The sequence below is a fragment of the Geobacter sp. genome (genome assembly GCF_027327745.1).
Lineage (GTDB): Bacteria > Desulfobacterota > Desulfuromonadia > Geobacterales > Geobacteraceae > Geobacter.
Window position 1 is genome coordinate 1 of record NZ_DAHVYG010000043.1, and the last position, 23,839, is coordinate 23,839.

The window sequence follows — 23,839 nt, forward strand, 5'->3', positions numbered from 1 at the left end:
GGGCCGTCAGCTCGTCGTCGGTGAGAAGGACATCGTCGACCATCCGGTTGATCATCCGGGTGATGGCGAGGGCGGTCCGGGGCTCCAGGTGGACTATCCGCGTCCCGCTTCCGACGGTCCGCGCCAATAGCCTCACGAGCCCGTCGAAGGTGAAGGTCTCGGGTCCCGCCGCGTCGAGGGCGACGTTTCCTTCCTCCTGGCCGGCGTCGACCGCCAGCTCCGCCACGTCGTCGACGTAGACCGGCTGGATGCGGCAGTTCCCCGGCCCGGGGACCGCGAAAAAGGGAAAGCGCCGCAGAAGCCAGGCGATGTTGTTGAAGATGATGTCCTCCTCCCCGAAGATGACTGTGGGGCGGATGAAGGCATGGGGGAGCCCCGAGGCGGCGATCTCCCGTTCCAGGACTCCCTTCCACCGGTAGTAGGGAATGGGGGAATCGGCGGCGGCGTTGGCGATGCTTATGTGGACCACCCTCCTCATCCCCGCCTCCCGGGCGGCCCGGACAAGCGCCAGGGTGTTCTCCACCGCCCGCTCGAAGGTGGCCCCGTCGCGGGGGAAGCGAACCCAGTAGGTGTTGTAGAGGGTGTCGCCACCCTTGAGGCTCTCCGTGAGGAGGGGCGGATCGTCGAAGGCGTACGGGACCGCCTCCACCCGCCCGCCGAAGGGATCGGGGCGGTCCGGGTGCCCGGTGATGGTCCTGACCCTCCTCCCGCGGGCGAGGAGGCGGCGGGCGACGTACTTCCCCGTGAAGCTGAAGGCGCCGGTTACTATGTCCATGCCGGGGATATCCACGCCCCTGCCCCCCCTCACGGATCCGGGGTTCACCCCAGGTGCCAGGCGTCCTCTGCCTCGTCGTGGCAGAGGGTATAGGTCCGCCAGTCGCTCCCCTTCACCCGGAAACAGCGCCGCCGCCGGCCGGTGGAGGCGTTCTCCTCGGTCCAGAGGTCGAGGAGCTTCATCACCTCGATCCGGACCTCCCCGCGGACAAAGGCCCGCGGGCTTTCCTCTCCCCGGTATCCGGCATGGGCAATGACCTTGATCCGCTCGTTCGTCACGGCTCACCTCCCCGGCACGAATCGCGTACCAATCAGGCAAAAGGGATGAACGGAAGCCCCAGCGCCTCCGCCAGGGCCGGGTGGACGATGGCGCCGCGCCAGGTATTGAGGGCGCCGGCCAGGACCGGGTCGGCCCGGAGCGCCCCCTCGACCCCACCGGCCAGCACCTTCACGTAGGGGAGCGTGGCATTGGTCAGTGCCAGGGTCGAGGTGCGGGGAAAGGCCCCCGGCATGTTCGCCACGGTGTAGTGGATGACGCCGTCCACCTCGTAGACCGGGTCGTCATGGGTGGTGGGGCGGCTGGTCTCGGCGCACCCCCCCTGGTCGATGGAGACGTCGACGAGGACCGCCCCCCGCTTCATGGTGCCGAGCAGCTCCCGGTCGATGAGAAGCGGCGTCCGCCCCCCCGGCACGAGGAGGGCGCCGACGACGAGGTCGGCCCGGCGGAGTTCCTCGGCGAGGAGTTCGCGGTTCAGGACCAGGGTCCGCGCCCGGCCGCCGTGGATCTCGTCGAGACGCTGCAGTCGCTCCACGCCCCGGTTCATCACCGTGGTCTCCATGCCGAGCCCCAGAGCCACCCGCGCCGCTCCCGAGCCGACCACCCCGGCGCCGAGGATGAGGGCCCGCGCCGGCGACACCCCCGGCACGCCGCCTGGGAGGACACCGGTCCCGCCATGGATCCGCTGCAGGTAAAACGCCCCGACAAGAGGCGCCATCCGCCCCGCCACCTCGCTCATGGGGGCAAGGAGCGGCAGGGCGCCTTCCTTATCCAGGGTCTCGTAGGCAAGGCCGGTCACTCCCCGCTCCAGCAAGAGATCCGTCAACGGACGGTTGGGCGCCAGGTGAAGATAGGTGAAGAGCGCCTGCCCCTCCCGCAGCAGACCGTACTCCTCCGGCAGGGGCTCCTTAACCTTCACCACCAGCTCCGCCCGCCCGAAGAGATCACTTCGATCGCGGAGCTCTCCCCCTGCCTGCCGGTAGTCGCCGTCGGAAAAGCCGCTCCCCTCCCCCGCCCCGGGCTCCACGAGGACCCCGTGGCCCGCCCGGACCAGTTCCCCCACGCCGGCAGGCGTCATGCCGACCCGGTACTCATGAACCTTGATCTCCCTCGGCACCCCGATGACCATTGCTCCCCCGCAGATCCCCACGTCCGCGCCCTGCGGACGCGAGGGGTTCCGGAACCAGTATACCCGATTCCAGCCGTTCGTCTTCTCGGCACCGCCAAGAACGATTTCTTCGGGACTTCGCCCCGCTCTTCCTGTATAAGGAGCCCTACCCCAACGAGGAGGCCCCATGGACCACCGGATAAACGAACTGATCGACCGGATCAAGTCACTGGAGGAAGAGCTTGAAGCGGAATTCGACAAGAAGCGCGAGGAATTTCACCTCATCATCGAAAAAAAGAGGATCCGTTTCGCCCGCGAGGTGGTCGAACAGCAGCGCCGCCTAAAGACCGGCCTTCTCCGCTACCTTGCCGAGGCGCAGCCCCTCGCCATCCTGACCGCGCCGATGATCTACGCGGGTCTGATCCCCTTTCTTCTCCTCGACCTCTTCGTCACCCTCTACCAAGCCATCTGCTTCCCGGTCTACGGCATCCCCAAGGTCCGCCGCCGGGACTACCTCGTCTTCGACCGGAGCGACCTTCCCTACCTGAACATCATCGAAAAATTCAACTGTTTCTACTGCTCCTACGCCAACGGCGTCGCCACCTTCACCCGGGAGGTCGGTGCCCGCACGGAACAGTACTGGTGCCCCATCAAGCACGCCCGGCGCATGCTGGCGCCCCACCGCCGCTACGGCCGCTTCTTCGAGTACGGCGACGCCGAGAGTTTCCGCAAGGGGCTGGAGCGGCTGCGGAAGGAGTACCGGAACAACGGCGGAGCGTGACTTCGCGCAGGGGCACTCACCGCGCGCCTCCCCGGGCCAGAAGCTGCTGCCCGACCCAGTGACTGGCGAACTGGAACGCGATCCGGCCGCTGCGGTCCCCCTTCCTCTGGGCCCAGCCGATCGCCTCGTCCCGGGCCTCTTTGGTCCATTCCAGGGAAACCTTCCCCCTGGCGCAGAGCTTCTCCACCCACTGGTGGACCACCTCCAGGTACTGGTCCTGGCTGAAGGGATGAAAGGCGACCCAGAGGCCGAAGCGGCCGGAGAGGGAGATTTTTTCCTCCACCGCTTCGCCGTGATGGATCTCACCCTCCACCAGCATGGCCCCCCGGTTGTCGCTCTCGTACTCGGGGAGGAGATGCCGGCGGTTGGAGGTGACGTAGATCAGGACGTTCTCCGGCGGCGCGTAGACCGAGCCGTCCAGGGCGCTCTTGAGCATCTTGTAGCTCGACTCCCCCACCTCGAAGGAGACGTCGTCGGAGAAGACGATGAACTTGTACGGCTGCCTCTTCACCTCGTCGACGATGTCGGGGAGATGGACCAGGTCGTCCTTGTCGACCTGGATGACGCGCAGCCCCCGGGGGGCGTAGGTATGCAGAAGCGCCCGCACCAGCGACGACTTCCCGGTGCCGCGGGTCCCCCAGAGGAGGATGTTGTTGGCCGGGTAGCCGGCCAGAAACGCCCGGGTGTTCTCCTCCACGACCCCCTTCTGCTTGTCGATCCCGAGGAGGTCGTCGAGGTGCAGGCTCTCGATCTCCGGCACCGGCTCAAGGCACCCCGCAAAGGAGTGGCGGCGCCAGTTGGCGGCATGGGCCACCTCCCAGTCGACGCGGGGCACCGGCCTCGGCAGGATCATCTCCATCGAGGCAAGCACCCGTTTCAGTTGATCTATCAACTCCTGGTCCATCATTGCCTCCTTCTCCGTCGCGGCTCTTACTCTGATATTCGGCAGTTGCCGGATTTCTCGCGTATACAGCCCCGCACTCTAGAAGAGGAAGCGGGGGATGTCAATGGGCAAGCCCATTTGCAACATTTTGGCAACGCGGCTGTGAATACGGTATTTTGTTGTATTGACTTACAATCGCGCCTTCTTTAGAATTGCCACACTGCACCGGCCCGACCGGCCGGAAAGCGACGCGTCGATGAGCATCACGCATCAATCACCGGAGCAAAGGAGAAATCAATGGCACTGAAAGGTACCCAGACCGAGAAGAACCTGCTCGCCGCCTTCGCCGGCGAGAGCCAGGCCCGCAACCGCTACACCTACTTTGCCGCCCAGGCGCGCAAGGACGGTTACGTCCAGATCGCCGACATCTTCGACGAGACGGCCAGCCAGGAAAAGGAGCACGCCAAGCGGTTCTTCAAGTTCCTCGAAGGGGGTGATGTGGAGGTGGTGGCGGCCTTCCCCGCCGGGGTCATCGGCACCACCGCCCAGAACCTCGCCGCGGCGGCCATGGGGGAGCACCACGAGCACACGGAGCTCTACCCCTCCTTCGCGGCCACCGCCCAGGGAGAGGGATTCGCCGAGATCGCCGCGGTCTTCAGGGCAATCTCCGTGGCCGAGCGCCAGCACGAGAAGCGCTACCGCGACCTCCTGGCCAACATCGAGGCCAATCGGGTCTTCGCCCGGGAAGAGAAGACGGTGTGGCGCTGCCGCAACTGCGGCTACCTCCACGAGGCGAACGGCGCCCCGGAACTCTGCCCCGCCTGCGCCCACCCCAAGGCCCACTTCGAGCTCCTGGGCGAGAACTGGTAGTCCCCCCCTGCGGCAGCGGGAACGGAGGCCGCCGTCCCGCCCCTTCCCGCTGCCGCCCCATCCTCTCTCTTCGTCTTCACTCTCCCCATTTGACAAGCGCCCGCAATCGGGTATCCCTTTACCAAGATAAACAGCTTTTCATCCTCTTTCGTCCGTTTTCGTTCCCAGTGCATACGGCTTCCCCGTCTCCACGGCCACGACAGGAGGCAATGCCATGCAAACAAGGATCGCAGTTCTGGCGCTGCTGACGCTCGCCGTCTCCCCCTTCTCCCTGCCGGCGGCCGAGCTCCCCCTTGGCCTTCCCCCCGTCCCGATCCCGGCCGACAACCCCCAGACCCCCGAGAAGATCGCCCTCGGCAAGCGGCTCTTCGAGGAGAAGCGCTTCAGCGCCGACGGCACCATCTCGTGCTCCCACTGCCACGACCTGCAGAAGGCGTTCACCGACCGGCTCGTGGTGGCGGAGGGGATCGGCAAGCAGAAGGGGACCCGCAACACCCCCACGGTGATCAACGCCGCCTACTACACGAGCCAGTTCTGGGACGGCCGGCGGGCGACCCTGGAGGAGCAGGCGAAGGACCCCTTCGTGAACCCGATCGAGCACGGGCTGAAGTCCCACGAGCCGATCCTGGCGACGATCCGCTCCGACCCGACCTACCCGGCGGAGTTCAGGAAGGCCTTCGGGGTGGAGCCCTCCGCCGTCACCATCGACCACGTGGTGAAGGCGATCGCGAGCTTCGAGCGGACCGTGGTCTCCGGAGACTCCCCCTTCGACCGCTACCTCTACGGCGGTCAGAAGGACGCCATCTCCGAGGCGGCGAAGCGGGGGCTCGAACTCTACCGGGTCAAGGCCCGCTGCCAGGACTGCCACAACATCGGCCAGACCAACGCCACCTTCACCGACAACAAGTTCCACAACGTCGGGGTCGGGTTCAAGCGGATCGAGGGGCGCTTCATGGAGATCGCCACCTCCTTCCGCAAGGCGAAGGAGGCGGGGAAGAACGTCGACGAGAGCGTGCTTACGAGTCACGACGCCTCGGAGCTGGGCCGCTTCGCCATCACGCTCCGCCCCGCCGACATCGGCGCCTTCAAGACCGTAACGCTCCGCAACATCGCCGTCACCGCGCCGTACATGCACGACGGCAGCGTCAAGACCCTGGAAGATGTGATCGAGCTCTACGACCGCGGCGGCGAGAAGAACCCCTTCCTCGACAGCGGCATCCGCCCCTTGAACCTCACCCCGCAGGAGAAGACCGATCTGCTGGAGTTCCTCAAGACCCTCACCAGTCCCCGGTTCGCCACCGCCGCCACCCCGGCGAAAAAGGAGTAACCCATGCGTAACGCCATCGACCGCAGGACGTTTCTCAAGCAGGCGGGAGCGCTGACCGCCGCCGCCTCCCTCCCCTTCGGCCTCGTGAACGTCGCCTGGGGGAAAAAGCCAACGGAGAAATTCACCTTCGCCTACATCTCCGACGCCCACATCACCCAGATCCGGGGGACCGAGTTCGTTGCCAACTTCGACAAGGGGCTCCAGCGGGCGGCGCTGGAGCTCAACTTCCTCGACCCGAAGCCCGATTTCGTCGTCTTCGGCGGCGACCTCGCCCAACTCGGGAAACGGGAGGAGTTCGAGCACGGCCGGGAGCTGATGAAGGACGTCACGATCCCGATCAAGTGGGTGATCGGCGAGCACGACTACTACCTGGACCTCGGCGCGTACTGGCAGGAGCATATGGCGCCGCTCCACTACAGCTTCGACCACAAGGGGGTCCATTTCGTGGCGCTCAACAGCATCCTGACCCACGACGAGTGGACCTTCAGGCGGTGGCCGACGGCACAGGAGCGGATGCACCAGATGGCGCGCCTCGACAACCCCGACGGCTCCCCCTTCATGGTGAAGGCGGAACAGCGGGAATGGCTGAAAAAAGACCTGGCGAAGGTGCCGAAGGATACCCCCATCGTGATCCTCTCTCACTCCCCCCTCTACAAGATCTTCCGGCCGTGGAACTTCTGGACCGACGACGCCGACGAGGTCCAGGCGATCCTGAAGCCGTACCAAAACGTCATGGTCTTCCACGGCCACGTCCACCAGGTCCTCTACAACCAGATCGGCACCATCACCTTCAACGCCTTCATGGCCACCGCCTGGCCCTGGCCCTATCCGGTCACCTACTCCCAGCTCCCGAACAAGGTGCCGGAGATCACGGTCTTCATGAACCGGGCCGACCCGTTCAAGGAGCGCGACGGCACCGGGTGGGGGAACATCACCATGGACGGCGGCGAGATCCACCACTACGAGCTCTGGGAGAACACGCCGCGGACCGTGGAGAAGATGCCGGGGATGAAGTACCCCGCGGACACGAAGTTCCAGGACCCGAAGAGCCGGATTCCGGCGCAAACCCAATACTGACAGTACCGGGAGGTTGCAATGATACGGAAAGCGTGTGCCGTCGCCCTGCTGGCGGTCGCAATCGCCGCCACGGGGGTCCGGGCCGATGAGTTCACGAAGGAAGACCTGAAGAAGTGGGACGACGCGTTCAGGACGGTGGTGAAGGAGGGGGAGCGGCTCTTCCACAGCTCCGACCTGGGGAAGAACTCGGTCTCCTGCGACATGTGCCACCCCAATGCCGCCAACACCCATCCCGAGACCTACCCCAAGTTCCAGAAGCAGATCGGGAAGATGTCGGGACTGCGGGACATGATCAACTGGTGCATCCAGAACCCCCAGCAGGGGGTGCCGCTGGCGGCGGACGACCCGCGGATGGTCGCCCTGGAGGCCTACATCACCTGGGAGCGGCGGGGGGTGAAGCTGGCGCCGGGGAAACACTGATGAAGCGCTGGGGAGGCGCCGCCGGGCTTTTCCTGGCCCTGGCGGCCGGGCCGGTCCGTGGCGAAGACGGAAAGTGGCTCCCCCTTCGGGAGGATGCCCGGGTGGTCTGGCCGTTGGAAGATGCGCCGGCAAAGGTTGCCGGAGCCGTGCGGACCGTCGTGCTCAAACGGATCTTCAAGGGGGGGTGGGAGGGACGCGCCTACTCCGTCGACACCCTGGAGCTCGACTGCGCCCGCAATCTCTACCGTTACACGGAACTGGTCATCCGCGACGCCGATGACGACGTCTTCCACCGCTACCGTCTCCACGACCAGTTCTGTCCCGTCCCGCCGGACACGGCCATCGACCGGGCCCGGGCCGTTTCCTGCCCCTCACCCGGCCTTCGGCCATCCTCTCCCGGCGGGAGAGGGTTTAAGCTTACCCCTCGGCCCAGATCCTCCCGCCGTGGCGCTGGACGATCCACTGCACGGTGGCCAGTCCGATGCCATTCCCCTCGTATTTGTGCGGCTATTTCCGCGCCACCGCCTTCGCCTCCATCTCCCGCAGCAGGTCATCGTACGCGACAAGATTCTTGACGAGGGGAATGTCCTTCTTTGCCGTCTCCTCGAACAGCCTCAGCTTGCCGTTGAATCCCTCCGCACGGTTCCTGAGCCCTTCGATACTCGTGGTGAGGTATCCCTTGTCGGCCTTGGCGGCATCGGCGCGGGTGATGAAGGCCTTGGTCCTGGCCCAGTACTCGTCGGAGTTCCCGGCGTAGTGCCGCACCGCCTCCAGGAACGAAAGAGTGGAGGAGGAGATCTCCGCGGCGCTCCGGAGCCGCTCCTGCACGTCGGTCATCTCGCGCAGGAAGTCGCTATCGGCGAACCGGGTCGCATCGGCGAGCTGGGCCTCCGTCGGCCCCTTGACCGGATCGATGGCGTCGACCCTGGCAAGGAACTTCCGGGAGGTCTCCAGGTACCGGGCGATGGAGGCGGAGGTGGCGTTGAGGGAGAGGACCCCCTGGGAGACGAACTTGGTCAGGACCGACGCCTGGCCCGCATAGGGGATCGGCAGCACCCGCGCAAAGCCGGCCAGCATGGAGCCGGCCTGGATGTACCTCTCGTACCCCGAGAGGCTGCCGCTCATCCACTTGACGAACCCTTCGAACTCGACCATCGACTGGCGCTGGGCACGGGTATTCTTCGCCAACTCCCGGAGCTGCCGGTGGTTCTTCGCCAGCAGCTCGGCGCTGGAGATGGCGGGGAGACACTCCATGGCCCTGATCCGCTCCGCGAGCGCCGCCTTCTCCGCCTCAAGGGCGGCGATGGTCTCCTGCTGCCGCTTCAACTCCTCCCCGCAGGGGAGTGTGTCGGCGGCACCGGCGCGGGCTGCGACGGACGCGAGGAGCAGAAGGGCGATTGCCGGCATCATCACGGTTTTTTTCATCGAATTCTCCGAAAACGGGTTTTCCCCGGCATACCACACCACCGCCCCGCTGTCCATCGTTTCGTTGCGGAATGAAGGGCGACCGGGGCAATCGCTCCGGGATGCGGTAGAATTGATTTCGTACTCCCGGCAGACGGGGGATGAAAGGAGGCGCGTCATGTCCCTGGTGAAGACCTGGTATACCGTTGAAGAGGCGGAGTCGAAGTTCGGTCTCGACAAGCGGCACATCCTCAGGTGGGTGGAGGAGGGACTGGTCCGCAGCGAGGAGGAGGACGGCAAGGTGGTCCGGGTCAACGCGGACGATCTGGAGCTGAAGGCCGAGGAGATGATCCGGAGGGGGTAGAGTTCCTCCGGATATGAAGGTCGCGCTGCGGAAAGGGGATCTCGATCCCGTGCTCGGTGAACTTGCGGTAGACGGCGGTATTGATGGCGCTCGTGAGGACCCCCCGGCGATGGATCAGGGTGGTGCTCCAGACCCGGAGCTCGAAGCAGAGGGCGCTGTCTCCGAACGACATGAGCCGCACCGCCGGGCGGGGCTGGTCGAGGATGTCGGGGTTCTCGGCCGCCACCTCCAGCAGGAGCCGTTCGACCAGTTCCAGGTCGCTTCCGTAGGCGACCGAAATCGGAATGCGGAACCGGACCAGGCGGTCGGTGTGGCTCCAGTTGACCACGTTCTCGGAGATGAATTTCGAGTTGGGAACGATGATCGAAATGTTGTCGTTGGTCACCACTTCGGTGCTCCGGGCGCCGATCCGCACCACATCCCCCTCCACCCCCCCCACCTCGATCCGGTCCCCCACCTTGATGGGGCGCTCGAAGAGAATAATGAGGCCGCTGATGAAGTTGCTGACGATGTTCTGGAGGCCGAAGCCGAGCCCGATGCCGACGGCGCCGGCCAGGACGTTGAAGGTGGTGAGGTCGATGCCGGCGGTCTGGAGGATGATGACGAAGCCGATGACGAGCACGACGTAGCGGATGATGGCGCCGGTGGCCTGGCGGGCCCCCAGCTCCATCCTGGTCCGGGTCAGGAGCTGCTCGACGATCCAGGTCCGGAGCTTCCCGGAGAGATACAAGAGGAGCACGACCAGCACCAGGAGCTGGATGACCGTCCAGAGGGTCAGGTGGGTGCTGCCGAGCTTCGCGATGGGGATGTCGAGGAAATCCTCGATCTTCTGCAGTATGTCGTGGAATGTTTTCACGGTTCGATCCTTTCCCGTCAGAACGGCCAGAACCAGGGGATCAGCAGGGTGGCCAGCAGCCAGAAGATCAGAGTCAGGGGGGTGCCGACCCGGAGGAAGTCGGCATACCGGTAATGCCCGAGGCCGTAGATGAGGGTGTTGGTCTGGTAGCCGACCGGGGTCATGAACGACGCCGAGGCGGCATAGGTGACCGCCATCAGGAAGGGGCGCGCGTCGACCCCGAGGGAGGTGGCGGTGGCGATGGCGATGGGGGTGAGGAGCACAACGGCCGCGTTGTGCGACATGAGGCCGGTCATGATGGAGGTCATCAGGTAGAAGGCGGAGACGAGCGCCCTCGGCCCCAGGTCGCCGACCGCCTTCACCATGGTGTTGGCGAGAAGAAGAGCGGCGCCGCTCTGCTCCATCGCCTTTCCCAGGGCGAGGACCCCGCCGAGGAGGAAGATCACCCGCCACTGGATCGCGCCGTAGGCCTCTTCGAGGGTGAGGCAGCGGGAGAGTACCATGAGGATGCAGCCGATGACGGCGCTCACGAGGATCGGCATGAGGCCGAGGGCGGCGCTCCCCACGACGAAGGAGATGATGGCAACCGCGAAGATCATCCGCCGTCTGCGGAAGGTCGGGTACTCCACCTCCGAGACCAGGACGAAGGTCTTGTCCTCCCGGAGCTGGTCCAGGTGGTGCCGCTCCATCTCGAAGAGGAGGACGTCGCCGGCCCGCAGCTGCATCTCCTCCAGGTGCTCCCGCATGACGAGCCCCCGGTGCCGCACGGCCAGCGCCGTGAGGCCGTAGCGGGAGCGGAAGCGGGCCTGCTTGAGGGAGCGGCCGTCGAGGGTGGAATCGGGGGCAATGACCGCCTCCACCAGGACCTTCTCCTCCCCGCCAGGCGTCTCGCCGGCCTGCAGTTCCTGCCGCAGGGTGATACCGGGGCGCTCCCGGAGCTTGCGGAAGGTGTCCAGATCGCACCGCACCTTGAGGTGGTCGCCGGGCTGCAGCTCGATCCGCTCGGGAGGCTCGTCCAGGCGCCGGTCGTCGCGGAAGACCTCGACGTTGCGGATCGGGATATCCTTCAGCAGGGGTGATTCGGCCAGCAGCGTCCCGACCGGCTTCGCCCCCGGTTCGAGGACGATCTCGACCAGGTAGTCGCCGATGCCGAAAAGCTTTCGGAGGTCCTCATCCCCTCCGCCGGCGGGGAGGAGACGGACCCCGACGAGAAGCATGTAGAGGGTCCCGACCACGAGGATGACAAGGCCGAAGGGGGTGAACTCGAACATGCCGAAGGGGGGCTGGCCGTACTTTACGGCGAGGGAGCTCACCAGGATGTTGGTGGAGGTCCCGATGAGGGTGCAGACCCCGCCGAAGAGGGCGCTGAAGGATAGGGGCATGAGGAGCTTGCCGGGGCCTGTCCGGAGCTCCTCGGAGAGGCCGAGAACCACCGGCAGGAGGATGGCGACCACCGCGGTGTCGTTGATGAAGGCGGAGAAGCCGCCGGCGGTGACCATCAGGAGGGTGAGGGAGAGCCAGAAGCTCTTCTTCCCCACCTGCGCGAGCCTGACCCCGACGAAATTGACCGCGCCGGTCCGGTAGAGGCCGGCGGAGAGTACGAACATGGCGCCGACGGTGACCGTGGCGGGGTGGCTGAAGCCCGCGACCCCCTCCTCCGCCGATATGGTGCCGGAGAGGATCAGCCCCGCCATGACCATGAGGGAGACGAGATCGACGGGAAGCTTCTCCGTGGCGAAGAGGATGACGGCACCCACGACGAAGGCGAGGACTGTGGCGATTTCGACGGTCATCGGTCACGACCTCCTGCGCACCCCCATCGCCCTTCCCGCGGCGATGGCGACAAGGGAGATGCCTATGCTGAGGATTGCGCCCATGCGCCCCTCGGCTCGAAGCTGCAGGTCCGCGAACGCCTCGCCGGCGATGAAGAGCGACACCGTGAAGCCGATGCCGGCGATGATTCCCACCACCAGCAGATGCCGCAGCTCCATCCCCCGCGGCAGCGGACAGCCGAGCCGCTCTCCCCCCCAGGCGAAGAGGAAGATGCCGGCCGTTTTGCCGAAGAAAAGCGCGTCGAAGACGAGCCAGGTCCCGGTACCGACGGAAGAGAGCTCGACCCCGGCGTTGGCGAGGCCGAAGAAGAAGAGGCCGAAGTCGACGATCACCTTCCACTCGTGCTCGAAGGTGGCGAGGGTGGAGACCTCTTCCGGGTCCTCCTCGAAGAGGTGCCGGCGCTCCCGCCGGGGATGGGGAAGGAACGGGACGATGAAAACCAGGGCCAGGGCCGGGTGGAGGTTGGCGTTGAAGAGGCCGGCCCAGCTCGCCCCTCCCCCCGCAACGAGATAGGGCCAGTAGTTCCTCACCCGCGCGCGCCGCAACCCCCACGCGACACCCATCCCCGCGGCGACGAGGATGAGCCAGGCCACCTCCGGCAGGTGGTTCGGATGCGGGTAGAAGATGGCGATGATGGCGAGCCCGATGGCGTCGTCGGCGATGGCCAGCAGCAGCAGAAACGAGACGGCCGGGTGCGCCGCCCCGAAGACGAGCCGGGCCACGAGCCAGGCGATGGCGATGTCGGTGGCGGTCGGAATCCCCCACCCCTTGGCGAGCAGCGGTGAGCCGAACATGCGGTTCAGGAGGAGGTAGACCGCCACCGGGCCGAGAACGCCGCCGACCGTGGCAAGGAGCGGGGAGGCCGCCCTCCGCAGGGGGTGGAGATCCCCGCCGGGGAGGCAGCTCTCGGTGATCTCCGCCGCCGCGATGGCGAAGAAGAAGACCATGAAGATGTTGTTGGTGATGAAGTGGAAATCGAGGGGGCCCAGAAGCCGCTTGTGATTGAACTCGTGGTAGGATTGGGGCCAGAGGTTCGCCCAGACAAGGGCGACGACGACCCCGGCCAGGAGGGGGACCGAAAATTCCCGCAGCATGTTGAGCTGTTTTTTCATCCCCCGCTCCCCGTTGTGGCCACCGATAAAAGGTTACAGCATTTCTCCCTCCCCACAACCGCCCCGCCCGCCATTGCGCCCCGCCCTGCCCCCCGGGCTTCCCGCGAGGCGACCGATACCTCCCCTTCCCTTTGCAGACGCCGGTATTGCTGTTACTCTTTTTATTCGGGCCATCGGGAGAGATGCCGCCGGCCGGCCGGCACCCTCCCGGGCCCCCCTTCCGGCTTTTTTCGGAACTGACTTTCCGGCGGCGGCTGGTCGCCAGAACCGGCGGGTGCCCATGGGAACCAATGGAAAGCCGACAACCGAAACCGTCCGCCAGTCGCTGGGCCTGAGCCTGGCGGCCCTGGGGGTCGTCTACGGCGACATCGGCACGAGCCCCCTCTATGCCCTGCGCGAGTGCTTTCACGGCAGCCATCCCCACCCGGCGACGCCGGAGAACGTCCTCGGCGTTCTCTCCCTGATCGTCTGGTCGCTCCTCTTCATCGTCTCGCTCAAATACCTCGTCTTCGTCCTGCGCGCCGACAACCGCGGAGAGGGGGGGATCCTGGCCCTGCTGGCCCTGCTCAACCCGTGGGGAGACGGGGAACGGGCGTCCCGAAGGGTCATCATCACCTTGGGCCTCTTCGGCGCCGCGCTCCTCTACGGCGACGGGACCATCACCCCGGCCATCTCGGTCCTGAGCGCCATCGAGGGGTTGAAGGTCGCGACCCCGCTTTTCCAGCCCTACGTCGTCCCCTTCACCATCGCGGTCCTCATGCTCCTCTTCCTCATCCAGCACCGGGGGACGGCCCGGGTGGGGGCACTCTTCGGGCCGGTCATGCTCGTCTGGTTCACGGTGCTGGCCCTGCTGGGGGTCCGGGGAATTCTCATGGCGCCGGAGATCCTCGGCGCCTTCAACCCGCTCCACGCCGTGGATTTCTTCATCCGGGACGGCTGGAACGGCTTCATAGTCCTCGGCGCCGTGTTTCTGGTGGTGACCGGCGGCGAGGCGCTCTACGCCGATATGGGACACTTCGGCAGACCCCCCATCCGGCAGGCGTGGTTCGGCTGCGTCCTTCCCGCACTCCTGCTCAACTACTTCGGGCAGGGGGCACTGCTGCTGCGCGACCCCTCCAAGGCGACGGAGCCGTTCTACCATCTCGCCCCCTCCTGGGCGCTCTACCCGTTGGTCCTCCTCTCCACGATGGCCACCATCATTGCGTCGCAGGCGGTGATATCGGGGGTCTTTTCCCTCACCCGGCAGGCGGTCCAGCTGGGACTCAGCCCCCGGATGAGGATCATCCAGACTTCGTCGGAGGAGATCGGCCAGATTTACATTCCCTCCATCAACTGGGCACTGATGCTCGCCACGATCCTGCTGGTGACCGGATTCGGCAGCTCCAGCGGCCTTGCCGCGGCCTACGGCGTGGCGGTATCGACCACCATGGTCATCACGGCGGTCCTGGTCCTCTTCGTCATGCGGGAACGGTGGCAGTGGCATCCCCTTGCCGCCGGGGGGCTTACCGCCGCCTTCCTGACGGTGGATCTGGCCTTTTTCGGCGCCAACATCCTCAAGCTGGAGGCGGGGGCCTGGATCCCCCTGGCGGCCGGGGTAGCAGTCTTTCTCATCATGACCACCTGGCGCCGGGGGCGCGAGCTGGTCATCACCCATCTGCTCGCCCATGCCACCCCCCTCTCCTCCTTCATCGCGGAGCGGGCCGCCAATCCCCCGCCACGGGTCCCCGGCACCGCGGTCTTCATGTCGGGGAGACTCTTCGAGACCCCTCCCGCCCTGATCCACCACCTGGAGCACAACCAAGTCCTCCACCGGCAGGTGGTGATCCTCACCGTCCTGACCGAGGACGTCCCCCGCGTCCCCGCAGCGGAGCGGATCGAACTGGAAAGCCCGGGGCTTGGCTTCTTCCGGATCATCGCCCATTACGGATTCATGCAGAATCCCCATGTGCCGGTCATCCTGCGGGAGTGCGAACCGCTGGGGCTCGTGACCGATCCCGACTCCACCACCTTCTATCTCGGCCGGGAGAACCTGATCCCGACCAGGCGGGTCGTCGGCATGGCCCTGTGGCGCGAGAAGCTCTTCTCCTTCATGGCGCGCAACGCCCTCCAGGCCACGGCGTTCTACAGCCTCCCCCCCAACAGGGTGGTGGAGCTCGGTCAGCAGGTCGAGATATGAGGAAACCGCTACCGGCATCTATCCGAAATCATTGGGTCAGCAAGGAAATATTTAGGCAAGATATTGTTTTGTGCACAAATTGTTTGTACTATACGGGTTCATTTTGCTGTTAAGGAGAGCATTGCCGTGGCAGGCGCAACGCCCAGGAGCCTGTCGGACTTAGGGAATCGTAACGAGAGAATGGCAGATCGAGGACAGGTTTTCGGGAATTTGAAGGCGAATAGTGGTTCTATTCGTCAAGAATTCCCGGAAATATGGACCGATTTGCCGTTCTCGCAGTAGATTCATTCCTAAGTCCGACAGGCTCCTGATATGGGACACAACTGAGATGAACGGATGGCATCTGGATATCGGGGCGATCCCCCTTTCTGAAGGGGTCCGCTTCAGGGTCTGGGCACCCCTGGCCCAAACCGTGGAGGTGATCCGCTGCGGAAGCGGCGGCGACACGGCCCATCCCCTCGCCCGGGCCGGCGACTACTTCCGGGGGACCGTCGCCGGCATGGCCCCCGGCGACCGCTACTGGTACCGGCTCGACGGCACCCTGCGCCGCCCCGACCCAGCCTCCCGCTGCCAGCCCGACGGGGTCCACGGCCCCTCGCAGGTGGTGGATCCGGCTTCCTTCCCCTGGGGCGACGCCGACTGGCGCGGGCGCGAGCTGGAGGAGCTGATCACCTACGAACTGCATGTAGGGACCTTCACGCCGGCCGGGACCTTCAGGGCGGCCATCGACCGCCTCGACTACCTCTGCGGGCTGGGGGTGACCGCCGTGGAGCTGATGCCGGTGGTGGAGTTTCCCGGAAACCGCAACTGGGGGTACGACGGCGTCTACCCCTTTGCCCCGCACCACGGCTACGGCGGCGCCGAAGGGCTCAAGACCCTGGTGGATGCCTGCCACCGCCGGGGGCTCGCCGTGATCCTCGATGTGGTCTACAACCACCTCGGCCCCGAGGGGAACTACCTCCACCCCTTCGGCCCCTACTTCACCGACCGCTACCGGACCCCCTGGGGCGACGCGGTCAACTTCGACGGGCCGCAAAGCGGCGGGGTACGCCACTACGTGATCGCCAACGCTCTCCACTGGGTGGCCGAATACCACGTGGACGGCCTGCGGCTCGACGCCATCCACGGCATCTTCGATTTCGGCGCCCGCCACATCCTCAGCGACCTTGCCCGGACGGTGGCCTCCCTGGCGCGGCGGCTCGGGAGAAGGGTCCATGTCATCGCCGAAAGCGACCTGAACGACGTGCGGACCATCCTGCCGTCGGAGGCGGGGGGGCACGGGGTCGGCGCCCAGTGGTGCGACGACTTTCACCACGCGCTCATGACGCTTCTGACCGGCGAGCGCGACGGGTATTACGCCGACTTCGGCGCGTTCCGCCACCTGGTGAAGGCGTTTCACGAGGGGTTCGTCTACAGCGGGGAATACTCCCGCTACCGGCGGCGCCGCCACGGCAGCTCCACGGCCCACCTTCCGCCGCGCCATCTGGTGGTCTTTTCCCAGAACCACGACCAGGTGGGAAACCGGGCGCCGGGGGACCGGCCGGCGGCGCGCCTCTCCCTGGAGCAGCTCAAACTCGCCGCCGGCGCGGTGCTCCTCTCCCCCTACCTCCCCCTCATCTTCATGGGCGAGGAGTACGGCGAGACCGCCCCCTTCCCCTACTTCACGAGCCACGGCGACCCCGATCTCGTGGAGGCGGTGCGGCGGGGGAGACGGGAGGAGTTCGCCTCCTTCGGCTGGGAGGGAGAGCTCCCCGATCCCCAGGCCGAGGAGACCTTCCGCGCCGCGAAGCTGGACCCCGACCGGCGCCACCGCTCCTGGCACCGGCCCCTCTTCGCCTGCTACCGGGAACTGATCCGGCTCCGGAGGGAGCTGGCGCTGCTGCGCCGGCCGGAGCGCTGGGAAACCGAGGTGACCGGGATGGAAGACGCAGAAGTCATCGCACTCCGTTACCACAGCGGGGAGGAGGAGCTGATCGCCCTCTTTGCCTTCGGCAGCGGGGTCCGCACCGTCCGGCTCCCGTTTCGCCACGGCGTGTGCCGCAGGCTTCTGGCGTCGGCCGACGGGCGCTGGGGGGGACCGGGGAGCCCGGCCCCCGAACGGCTCCCTGCCTCTTCGAGCGGCCCGGACATCACGCTGGCCCCCTTCAGCGTGACCCTCTACGGAAGCGGATAACGACGGAGTGACCTATGGACAGCATGAAGCGCATCCCGGCGGCCACCTACCGCCTCCAGTTCAACGGCCGGTTCGGCTTCCGGGACGCCGAGCGGATCGTTCCCTATCTCGACGCCCTGGGGGTGACCGACGTCTACGCCTCGCCGTACCTGAAAGCCCGGCCGGGGAGCATGCACGGCTACGACATCGTCGACCAGAACAGCCTCAACCCCGAGGTCGGAACGGCGGACGATTTCGACGCCTTCTACGCGGTGCTGGCCCGGCACGGCATGGGACAGGTGCTCGACTTCGTGCCTAACCACATGTGCATCGAGGGGGGAGAAAACCGCTGCTGGCTCGATCTGCTGGAAAACGGCCCGAGCTCGGCTTACGCCGACTTCTTCGACGTGGACTGGTCGCCGGTGAAACGGGAGCTGGCCAACAAGGTTCTGATCCCGGTCCTCGGCGACCAGTACGGAGCGGTCCTGGAGAACGGCGAGCTCCGCCTCTCCTTCGAGGAGGGGGCGTTTTTCATCAGCTACTACGAGCACCGTTTCCCGATCATCCCCAAGACCTACAGCCCCATCCTCACCCACCGGCTCGTCGAGCTGGAACGGATGCTCCCCCCCGACCACGAGGGGTACCGGGAGCTCCTGAGCATCGTTACCGCCATCTCCCACCTCCCCCTCTACACCGACTGCGACCCCGACCGGATCCGGGAGCGCTACCGGGAGAAGGAGGTGATCAAGGGGCGGCTGTGGGCCCTGTGCCGCGAAAACTGGGCCGTCAAGGCGTTCATCGACGAGAACGTGGAGATCTTCAACGGCGAGAAGGGAAATCCCCGCAGCTTCGATCTTCTGGACGGGCTGCTCCGCCAGCAGGTCTACCGCCTCGCCCACTGGCGGACCGCCACCGAGGAGATCAACTACCGCCGCTTTTTCGACATCAATGCCCTGGGCGCCATCCGGATGGAGCTCCCGCGGGTCTTCGACGAGACCCACCGCTTCGTGCTGGAGCTGGTCCGCCGGGGGAAGGTGACCGGGCTGCGGATCGACCACGCCGACGGCCTCTACGACCCCACCGACTACCTCCGGCGGCTCCAGAAGGCCTGCTTTCTCCAGACCCGCCTCGCCTCCCTCACCGGCGCCCCCTTCGAGCGGGAAGGAGAAGAGGGAGAAGAAGGGCTCGTGGAGGGGATCGGCCAGATGTACGACGAGATGCTGGCGGTGTCGCCCCAGGCGAAACCGTTCTACATCATCGGCGAGAAGATCCTGACGAAAGGGGAGCGGCTCCCCGACGACTGGCCGGTCTACAGCACCACCGGCTACGAGTTCGCCAACGCCGTGACGGGGCTGTTCGTCGACACCCGCAACGCCAGGGCCTTCGACGCCATTTACGCCCGCTTCCTCCGGGAACGGCTCCATTTCGCCGAGATCGCCTATGAGAAGAAAAAGGAGGTGATGCAGGTCTCCATGGCGGGAGAAATCAACACCCTCGGGCACCGCCTCAACACCCTCTCCGAAAACAACCGCCACACCCGCGATTTCACCCTCGGGAGCCTCATCAAGGCGCTGGTGGAGGTAATCACCTTCTTCCCGGTCTACCGCACCTACACCGCGAGCCGCCAGGTGGCCGAGCGGGACCGCCAGTACGTCGAGTACGCCGTCGCCCGGGCGAAGCGGCGCAATCCGGCCATGAACGCGTCGATCTTCTCCTTCATCGAGGATGTGCTGCTGCTGCGCTTCCACGACAGCACCGGCGGGAAGGAGCAGGAGGAGTGGCTCGACTTCGTCATGAAGTTCCAGCAGCTCACCGGCCCGGTCATGGCCAAGGGGGTGGAGGACACCGCATTCTACGTTTATAACCGCCTGGTCTCCCTCAACGAGGTGGGAGGGACGCCGGAGCGGTTCGGGATAACGGTGGAGGCGTTCCACGGCCAGAACATCGAGCGGGCGAAGAGCACCCCCCTTGCCATGCTCGCCACCTCCACCCACGACACCAAGCGGAGCGAGGACGTGCGCGCCCGGCTCTGCGTCCTCTCCGAGATTCCCGGGACCTGGCGCGACTGGCTCATCCGCTGGAGCAGGATGAACCGCTCCCGCAAGGTGAACGTCCACGGCCGGACGGTCCCCGACCGCAACGAAGAGTACCTCCTCTACCAGACCATCGTCGGGGCATGGCCGCCGGGGAACCCGACCGGCGGGGAGCACGACGCCTTCGTCACCCGGATCAGGGAGTACATGCTCAAGGCGATGCGGGAGGCGAAGGTGAACACGAGCTGGATCAACCCCGATCCGGTCTGCGAGGAGGCGGCCCTCCACTTCGTAGACACCATCCTGCGGGAGCGGCCGGGAAACGAATTTCCGGCCGAGCTGCGGCGGGAGCTCCCGCCGCTCATCCGCTGCGGCATGCTCAACTCCCTCTCCCAGCTCCTGCTCAAGACTGCCTCCCCCGGCATCCCCGACTTCTACCAGGGTACGGAACTCTGGGACTTCAGCCTCGTGGACCCGGACAACCGCCGTCCGGTCGACTTCGAGGCACGGATCGCCCTGCTGGACGAACTGCAGAAAGCCGAAGGGGATCGCGGCACCCTTCCCCTGCTGCGGGAACTCCTGACGACCATGGAGGACGGCCGGGTGAAGCTCTGCCTGACCCGGAAGCTCCTTGCCTACCGCCGGGGGCACCGCCCCCTCTTCGAGGAGGGGAAGTACCTCCCCCTGGACCTGGAAGGGGAGCGGGCCGACCATGTCTGTGCCTTCGAGCGCTATCGCAACGGGGAAACGGTGATCGCCGTGGCGCCCCGGTTCTTCACCCGTCTTGGAGTCCTGGCCGGCAGCCTCCCCCTCGGGACGGAGGCCTGGGGGGATACGCGGCTCGTGATCCCCTTCGAAACGGCAGGAAACGCCTATCGGAATATTCTCACCGGCGAGCGGGTCGTGACGGAGCTGCGCAGCGGCCGGGCGATCCTTCCCCTGGGCGAGGCGCTGAGGAGTTTTCCGGTGGCGCTGCTGGAGGCAGAGTAACCGGGGACCGCCTTCTTACCCGAAGACCGACACGCGCCCCTCAACGGCACGGTGGGCAAGGATGAACATGGCGGCGTTCCACGACTGCCCCGGCATCCCCCGGGGTTCGCCGTCGAGGCCGTGGAACCACTCGTTGAACTCCCAGGCGCGCACCGCGTTGGCCCGGGCGAGGGAGGCGACGGCTTTCCGGGCGTCGTCCCGCAGGCCGAGGCGGGCGAGGAGCAGCGCCCAGAACCCGCCGATCATCGGCCAGATGCCGCCGTTGTGGTACTGCCAGGGGTGGTTCTGGCGGTGGCGCGCCATGTAGAGGCGCCAGAGGGGGCTCTCCTCGGGAATCGGCGCCACCACGGCCCGCGCCGGATAGGGGTCGTCGATCCGGTGGCGGCGGAGCACCCGGACGATGGCGAGGGTGCGGGAGGTGTCGGCGATGCCGGTGAGGCAGGCGAGGAGATTGCCGAGGACGTCCCCCTCCTCCCCCCAGAGGGAGAAGTTGACGAAGCTGAGGTAGAGGTCGCGGCGCGCGGCCCGGTTGCGCACGTAGTGCATGAGGAGCCGCGCCCGGCGCTCCTCGGGGACCGCCGGGCCGAAGGGGAAAAAGAGGTGGTTGGCGTAGTCGCGGGTGATCTCGGCCCCCGGCAGGCGGTAGAGCCGCTTGACCGCGTACCAGAGGGCGTTGGAGTAAAGGACGAACCCCGAGCGGGGCATGATGTCCGCCCAGTCGCTCGCCTCGTTCTGCTGCACCAGCCCCCAGACCGGGTGCTCCTGGCACCGGAGCCAGCCGATGGCCCGCTCGGCCGCCCCGGCGAGCTCCCCGCCCAGTTCCGGCACGCCGGCGGCTGTGCAGGTGCGCAGCGCCACCAGCCACCAGAGGGTGGCGTCGATGCACCCCGAGTACCAGAAGTCGACCCGGCCGCTCTCGGGCTTGACGTAGTTGGGGATCTGACCGTTTCCGGCCTGGGCCGCGGCCAGGGTCCGCACCCCCGCAGCGGCCAGGGCGAGGAGGTCCGGCTCTCCCGATGCGGCCATACCGAGGGTGCAGATGGCGGCATCGCGACTGAAGACCGTGGTGTAGTCCCGCCGGTCCGCCCGCTCCCCCCGGGAGGCGGCAAGAATCCCCGCGGGCGAGGCGTTTCGCCTCAGCAGCTCCAGGGATCGCTCCCGGCACTCGGTCAGCAGTTCCGTTTCGTGTCGCTCCATAAGGCTCCCCTTCCCGGCTCTTTCCGGATTCTACCCCAGTGCCGGCGGGGCCGCAAGGGGGCCGCAGGACAAAGTCCCCCTTTGAAAAAGGGGGATTTAGGGGGATTTAAGTACCGCCGGGATATCCCCCCTGCCCCCCCTTTTCCAAAGGGGGGTAACTTCCGGCGGAAGATCCTGATATCTACGTTCCAAGGAGGTCCCCATGACGAAGTTCCCCGAAGACGGACGGCGGCGGGTGGCGATCGAAAGCGTCTCTCCTGAGGTCGACGGCGGCCGGTTTCCGGCCAGGCGGGTGATGGGGGAGGAGGTGGCGGTGGAGGCCGACGTCTTCTGCGACGGACACGACGAGCTGGCGGTTTCCCTTCTCTACCGCCACGCCGACCAGCGCGCCTGGCAGCGCCTCCCCATGGAGCGCCTGGGCAACGACCGCTGGCGCGCCTCCTTCGTGGTCGACACCCTGGGGAGCTGGTTCTTCACCGTCGAAGGGGTGATCGACCGCTTCGCCACCTGGCGGCACGATCTGGTGAAGCGGCTGGAGGCCGGAGAAAATGTCGCCGTGGAGCTCCAGATCGGGGCCGCGCTGGTGAACGAGGCGACGGGACGGGCCCGGGGGATCGAGGCCGAGCGCCTGGCCCGGTATGCCGAAGAACTGCTGGCAGCAGGAAACCGACGGGGGACGGCGCTTGCCGGGGATGCCGAGCTCGCCCTCCTCATGGCGGCGCACCGCGACGAGCGGGGGACCACCCGCTACGCAAAGGAGCTCGAAGTGGTGGTGGAACGCACGGTGGCCCGCTTCAGCACCTGGTACGAACTCTTCCCCCGCTCCTGCGGCACGGATACCGTTCCCCACGGCAGCTTCGCCGACTGCGAGAAGCTCCTCCCCGCCATCGCCCGGATGGGCTTCGACGTGGTCTACCTCCCCCCCATCCACCCCATCGGCATCACCAACCGGAAGGGAAAGAACAACAGCCCGGTCGCCGAGGCCGACGACCCGGGCTCCCCCTGGGCCATCGGCTCGGCCGAGGGGGGGCACACGGCGATCCACCCGCAGCTCGGCACCCTTGAGGAGTTCCGCCGCTTCACCGCCGCCGCCGGCGACCACGGCCTGGAGGTGGCCCTGGACATCGCCTTCCAGTGCTCCCCCGATCATCCCTGGGTGGGGGAGCATCCCGAGTGGTTCCGCTGGCGCCCCGACGGGACGGTCCAGTACGCCGAAAATCCGCCGAAGAAGTATCAGGACGTCATCCCCTTCGACTTCGAGACCGACGCCTGGCAACCCCTCTGGGAGGAACTGCGGGAGGTGTTCCGGTTCTGGATCGGCCAGGGGATCACCATCTTCCGGGTCGACAATCCCCACACCAAGCCGTTCGCCTTCTGGGAGTGGGTAATCCGGGAGCTGAAGCGGGAGCATCCGGAGACGGTCTTTCTCTCCGAGGCGTTCACCCGCCCCAGGGTCATGTACCGGCTCGCCAAGCTCGGCTTCAGCCAGTCGTACACCTACTTCTGCTGGCGCAACACGAAGATGGAGCTGGAGCTGTACCTGGCGGAGCTGACCCGCACCGGGGTCCGGGAGTTCTTCCGCCCCAACTTCTGGCCCAACACCCCCGACATCCTCCCGGAATTCCTCCAGTTCGGGGGGAAGCCAGCGTTCGCCATCCGGTACCTGCTGGCCGCCACCCTTTCGGCAAGCTGCGGCATCTACGGCCCGCCGTTCGAGCTCTTCGTCGCCGACGCCCTGCCGAACAGGGAGGAGTACCGGGATTCGGAGAAGTACGAGGTGCGCTCCTGGGACTGGGAGACCCCGGAAAGCCTGCGGGAACTCATCACCCGCATCAACCGGGTCCGGCGGGAGGAGCCCGCCCTGCAGGAGAACGGGAACCTCCACTTCTGCGCCACCGACAACGGCAGCGTAATCGCCGGCCTGAAGATGGCACCGGGGCGCGGCAGCATCCTGCTCGTGGTGGTGTCGCTGGATCCCTTCATGCCCCAGGAGGCGACAGTCGCCCTTCCCCTCGATATACTGGGAGTGGAGGAAGGACACCCGCTTCTGGTGGAGGGACTCATAACCGGTGAGCGCCAGATCTGGCACGGGGCCGAGAACCGGCTCCGGCTCGACCCGGCCGGCATCCCCGGACGGATCTTCCGTCTGCGCCCCCGGCTGCGCCGGGAACACGATTTCGACTATTTCATGTGACGTGGATGTGT

Annotated in this window: 20 protein-coding genes; 11 read left to right on the forward strand and 9 right to left on the reverse strand. The window is 66.5% G+C overall.

Annotation, left to right across the window (positions count from 1 at the left end; genetic code table 11):
- The 3 genes from M6689_RS08870 to ald form a co-directional block, all read right to left on the reverse strand.
- Positions 1 to 775, reverse strand: a 775-nt coding sequence (locus M6689_RS08870) for an NAD(P)H-binding protein (protein ID WP_298270445.1), incomplete at its 3' end; no start/stop codon positions are given.
- A gap of 44 nt (positions 776 to 819) precedes the next feature.
- Positions 820 to 1,053 carry a hypothetical protein gene (locus M6689_RS08875; protein WP_298270447.1) on the reverse strand — a complete coding sequence of 78 codons (234 nt, stop codon included), beginning with the start codon at positions 1,051 to 1,053 and terminating at the stop codon, positions 820 to 822.
- 32 nt (positions 1,054 to 1,085) lie between these two features.
- Positions 1,086 to 2,180, reverse strand: a complete 1,095-nt coding sequence (gene ald, locus M6689_RS08880) for an alanine dehydrogenase (protein WP_298270450.1) — start codon at positions 2,178 to 2,180, stop codon at positions 1,086 to 1,088.
- 166 nt (positions 2,181 to 2,346) lie between these two features.
- Between ald and M6689_RS08885 the strand changes: the two genes are divergently transcribed.
- Positions 2,347 to 2,940 carry a hypothetical protein gene (locus M6689_RS08885; protein ID WP_298270452.1) on the forward strand — a complete coding sequence of 198 codons (594 nt, stop codon included), beginning with the start codon at positions 2,347 to 2,349 and terminating at the stop codon, positions 2,938 to 2,940.
- Positions 2,941 to 2,956: 16 nt separating this feature from the next.
- On the opposite strand, the gene M6689_RS08890 is transcribed toward M6689_RS08885, so the two are convergent.
- Positions 2,957 to 3,847 (reverse strand): ATP-binding protein, encoded by an 891-nt coding sequence (locus M6689_RS08890; RefSeq protein WP_298270455.1) that lies wholly within the window; start codon positions 3,845 to 3,847, stop codon positions 2,957 to 2,959.
- Between the two features lie 273 nt (positions 3,848 to 4,120).
- Here M6689_RS08890 and rbr point away from each other — a divergent pair, with 273 nt between their 5' ends.
- The 5 genes from rbr to M6689_RS08915 all read left to right on the forward strand — a co-directional run bounded on the left by rbr (position 4,121) and on the right by M6689_RS08915 (position 8,092).
- Entirely contained in the window at positions 4,121 to 4,693 is a 573-nt protein-coding gene (gene rbr, locus M6689_RS08895; RefSeq protein ID WP_298270457.1) for a rubrerythrin, read from the forward strand.
- 214 nt (positions 4,694 to 4,907) lie between these two features.
- Positions 4,908 to 6,020, forward strand: coding sequence for a cytochrome c peroxidase (locus M6689_RS08900; protein WP_298270460.1), 1,113 nt, complete (start codon positions 4,908 to 4,910; stop codon positions 6,018 to 6,020).
- Positions 6,021 to 6,023: 3 nt separating this feature from the next.
- Positions 6,024 to 7,097, forward strand: a complete 1,074-nt coding sequence (locus M6689_RS08905) for a metallophosphoesterase (protein ID WP_298270462.1) — start codon at positions 6,024 to 6,026, stop codon at positions 7,095 to 7,097.
- Positions 7,098 to 7,115: 18 nt separating this feature from the next.
- On the forward strand, positions 7,116 to 7,517 hold the full coding sequence (locus M6689_RS08910; protein ID WP_298270464.1) for a hypothetical protein: 402 nt from the start codon (positions 7,116 to 7,118) through the stop codon (positions 7,515 to 7,517).
- Complete coding sequence (locus tag M6689_RS08915; RefSeq protein ID WP_298270466.1) at positions 7,517 to 8,092, forward strand: hypothetical protein; 576 nt, start codon at positions 7,517 to 7,519, stop codon at positions 8,090 to 8,092. Before M6689_RS08910 ends, M6689_RS08915 begins: the two co-directional genes overlap by 1 nt.
- Here the strand turns inward: M6689_RS08915 and M6689_RS08920 are convergent.
- Positions 8,025 to 8,942, reverse strand: coding sequence for a hypothetical protein (locus M6689_RS08920; RefSeq protein WP_298270468.1), 918 nt, complete (start codon positions 8,940 to 8,942; stop codon positions 8,025 to 8,027). The two genes, M6689_RS08915 and M6689_RS08920, sit on opposite strands and share 68 nt — an antisense overlap.
- A gap of 157 nt (positions 8,943 to 9,099) precedes the next feature.
- Between M6689_RS08920 and M6689_RS08925 the strand changes: the two genes are divergently transcribed.
- Positions 9,100 to 9,285 (forward strand): MerR family transcriptional regulator, encoded by a 186-nt coding sequence (locus M6689_RS08925; protein ID WP_298270470.1) that lies wholly within the window; start codon positions 9,100 to 9,102, stop codon positions 9,283 to 9,285.
- On the opposite strand, the gene M6689_RS08930 is transcribed toward M6689_RS08925, so the two are convergent.
- From M6689_RS08930 to M6689_RS08940, 3 genes are read right to left on the reverse strand one after another with little or no spacing between them, the layout of a single operon-like run.
- Positions 9,233 to 10,141 carry a mechanosensitive ion channel domain-containing protein gene (locus M6689_RS08930; protein WP_298270472.1) on the reverse strand — a complete coding sequence of 303 codons (909 nt, stop codon included), beginning with the start codon at positions 10,139 to 10,141 and terminating at the stop codon, positions 9,233 to 9,235. The genes M6689_RS08925 and M6689_RS08930 overlap by 53 nt on opposite strands.
- A gap of 17 nt (positions 10,142 to 10,158) precedes the next feature.
- Entirely contained in the window at positions 10,159 to 11,934 is a 1,776-nt protein-coding gene (locus M6689_RS08935) for an SLC13 family permease (RefSeq protein WP_298270475.1), read from the reverse strand.
- A 3-nt stretch (positions 11,935 to 11,937) separates the two neighbouring features.
- Positions 11,938 to 13,086, reverse strand: a complete 1,149-nt coding sequence (locus M6689_RS08940; RefSeq protein WP_298270478.1) for a Na+/H+ antiporter NhaA — start codon at positions 13,084 to 13,086, stop codon at positions 11,938 to 11,940.
- 280 nt (positions 13,087 to 13,366) lie between these two features.
- Here M6689_RS08940 and M6689_RS08945 point away from each other — a divergent pair, with 280 nt between their 5' ends.
- From M6689_RS08945 to M6689_RS08955, 3 genes are all read left to right on the forward strand, one after another.
- Complete coding sequence (locus tag M6689_RS08945) at positions 13,367 to 15,262, forward strand: potassium transporter Kup (protein WP_298270481.1); 1,896 nt, start codon at positions 13,367 to 13,369, stop codon at positions 15,260 to 15,262.
- A 328-nt stretch (positions 15,263 to 15,590) separates the two neighbouring features.
- The gene (treZ, locus tag M6689_RS08950) at positions 15,591 to 17,435 is read left to right on the forward strand and encodes a malto-oligosyltrehalose trehalohydrolase (RefSeq protein WP_298270484.1); all 1,845 of its coding nucleotides are present in this window, start codon (positions 15,591 to 15,593) and stop codon (positions 17,433 to 17,435) included.
- Positions 17,436 to 17,449: 14 nt separating this feature from the next.
- A complete protein-coding gene (locus tag M6689_RS08955) occupies positions 17,450 to 20,437 on the forward strand; it encodes a malto-oligosyltrehalose synthase (RefSeq protein WP_298270486.1) in 2,988 nt (995 codons plus the stop codon).
- A gap of 15 nt (positions 20,438 to 20,452) precedes the next feature.
- On the opposite strand, the gene M6689_RS08960 is transcribed toward M6689_RS08955, so the two are convergent.
- A complete protein-coding gene (locus M6689_RS08960; RefSeq protein ID WP_298270489.1) occupies positions 20,453 to 21,634 on the reverse strand; it encodes a glycoside hydrolase 100 family protein in 1,182 nt (393 codons plus the stop codon).
- Positions 21,635 to 21,836: 202 nt separating this feature from the next.
- Here M6689_RS08960 and M6689_RS08965 point away from each other — a divergent pair, with 202 nt between their 5' ends.
- The gene (locus M6689_RS08965) at positions 21,837 to 23,828 is read left to right on the forward strand and encodes an alpha-1,4-glucan--maltose-1-phosphate maltosyltransferase (RefSeq protein ID WP_298270491.1); all 1,992 of its coding nucleotides are present in this window, start codon (positions 21,837 to 21,839) and stop codon (positions 23,826 to 23,828) included.
- The last annotated feature ends 11 nt before the right edge of the window (positions 23,829 to 23,839 follow it).

Coding starts and splice junctions, on each gene's coding strand:
- ald (WP_298270450.1), bottom strand. CDS start 2,180: ATGGTCATCGGGGTGCCGAGGGAGATCAAGGTTCATGAGTACCGGGTC.
- M6689_RS08885 (WP_298270452.1), top strand. CDS start 2,347: ATGGACCACCGGATAAACGAACTGATCGACCGGATCAAGTCACTGGAG.
- M6689_RS08890 (WP_298270455.1), bottom strand. CDS start 3,847: ATGATGGACCAGGAGTTGATAGATCAACTGAAACGGGTGCTTGCCTCG.
- rbr (WP_298270457.1), top strand. CDS start 4,121: ATGGCACTGAAAGGTACCCAGACCGAGAAGAACCTGCTCGCCGCCTTC.
- M6689_RS08900 (WP_298270460.1), top strand. CDS start 4,908: ATGCAAACAAGGATCGCAGTTCTGGCGCTGCTGACGCTCGCCGTCTCC.
- M6689_RS08905 (WP_298270462.1), top strand. CDS start 6,024: ATGCGTAACGCCATCGACCGCAGGACGTTTCTCAAGCAGGCGGGAGCG.
- M6689_RS08910 (WP_298270464.1), top strand. CDS start 7,116: ATGATACGGAAAGCGTGTGCCGTCGCCCTGCTGGCGGTCGCAATCGCC.
- M6689_RS08915 (WP_298270466.1), top strand. CDS start 7,517: ATGAAGCGCTGGGGAGGCGCCGCCGGGCTTTTCCTGGCCCTGGCGGCC.
- M6689_RS08920 (WP_298270468.1), bottom strand. CDS start 8,942: ATGAAAAAAACCGTGATGATGCCGGCAATCGCCCTTCTGCTCCTCGCG.
- M6689_RS08925 (WP_298270470.1), top strand. CDS start 9,100: ATGTCCCTGGTGAAGACCTGGTATACCGTTGAAGAGGCGGAGTCGAAG.
- M6689_RS08935 (WP_298270475.1), bottom strand. CDS start 11,934: ATGACCGTCGAAATCGCCACAGTCCTCGCCTTCGTCGTGGGTGCCGTC.
- M6689_RS08940 (WP_298270478.1), bottom strand. CDS start 13,086: ATGAAAAAACAGCTCAACATGCTGCGGGAATTTTCGGTCCCCCTCCTG.
- M6689_RS08945 (WP_298270481.1), top strand. CDS start 13,367: ATGGGAACCAATGGAAAGCCGACAACCGAAACCGTCCGCCAGTCGCTG.
- treZ (WP_298270484.1), top strand. CDS start 15,591: ATGAACGGATGGCATCTGGATATCGGGGCGATCCCCCTTTCTGAAGGG.
- M6689_RS08955 (WP_298270486.1), top strand. CDS start 17,450: ATGGACAGCATGAAGCGCATCCCGGCGGCCACCTACCGCCTCCAGTTC.
- M6689_RS08960 (WP_298270489.1), bottom strand. CDS start 21,634: ATGGAGCGACACGAAACGGAACTGCTGACCGAGTGCCGGGAGCGATCC.
- M6689_RS08965 (WP_298270491.1), top strand. CDS start 21,837: ATGACGAAGTTCCCCGAAGACGGACGGCGGCGGGTGGCGATCGAAAGC.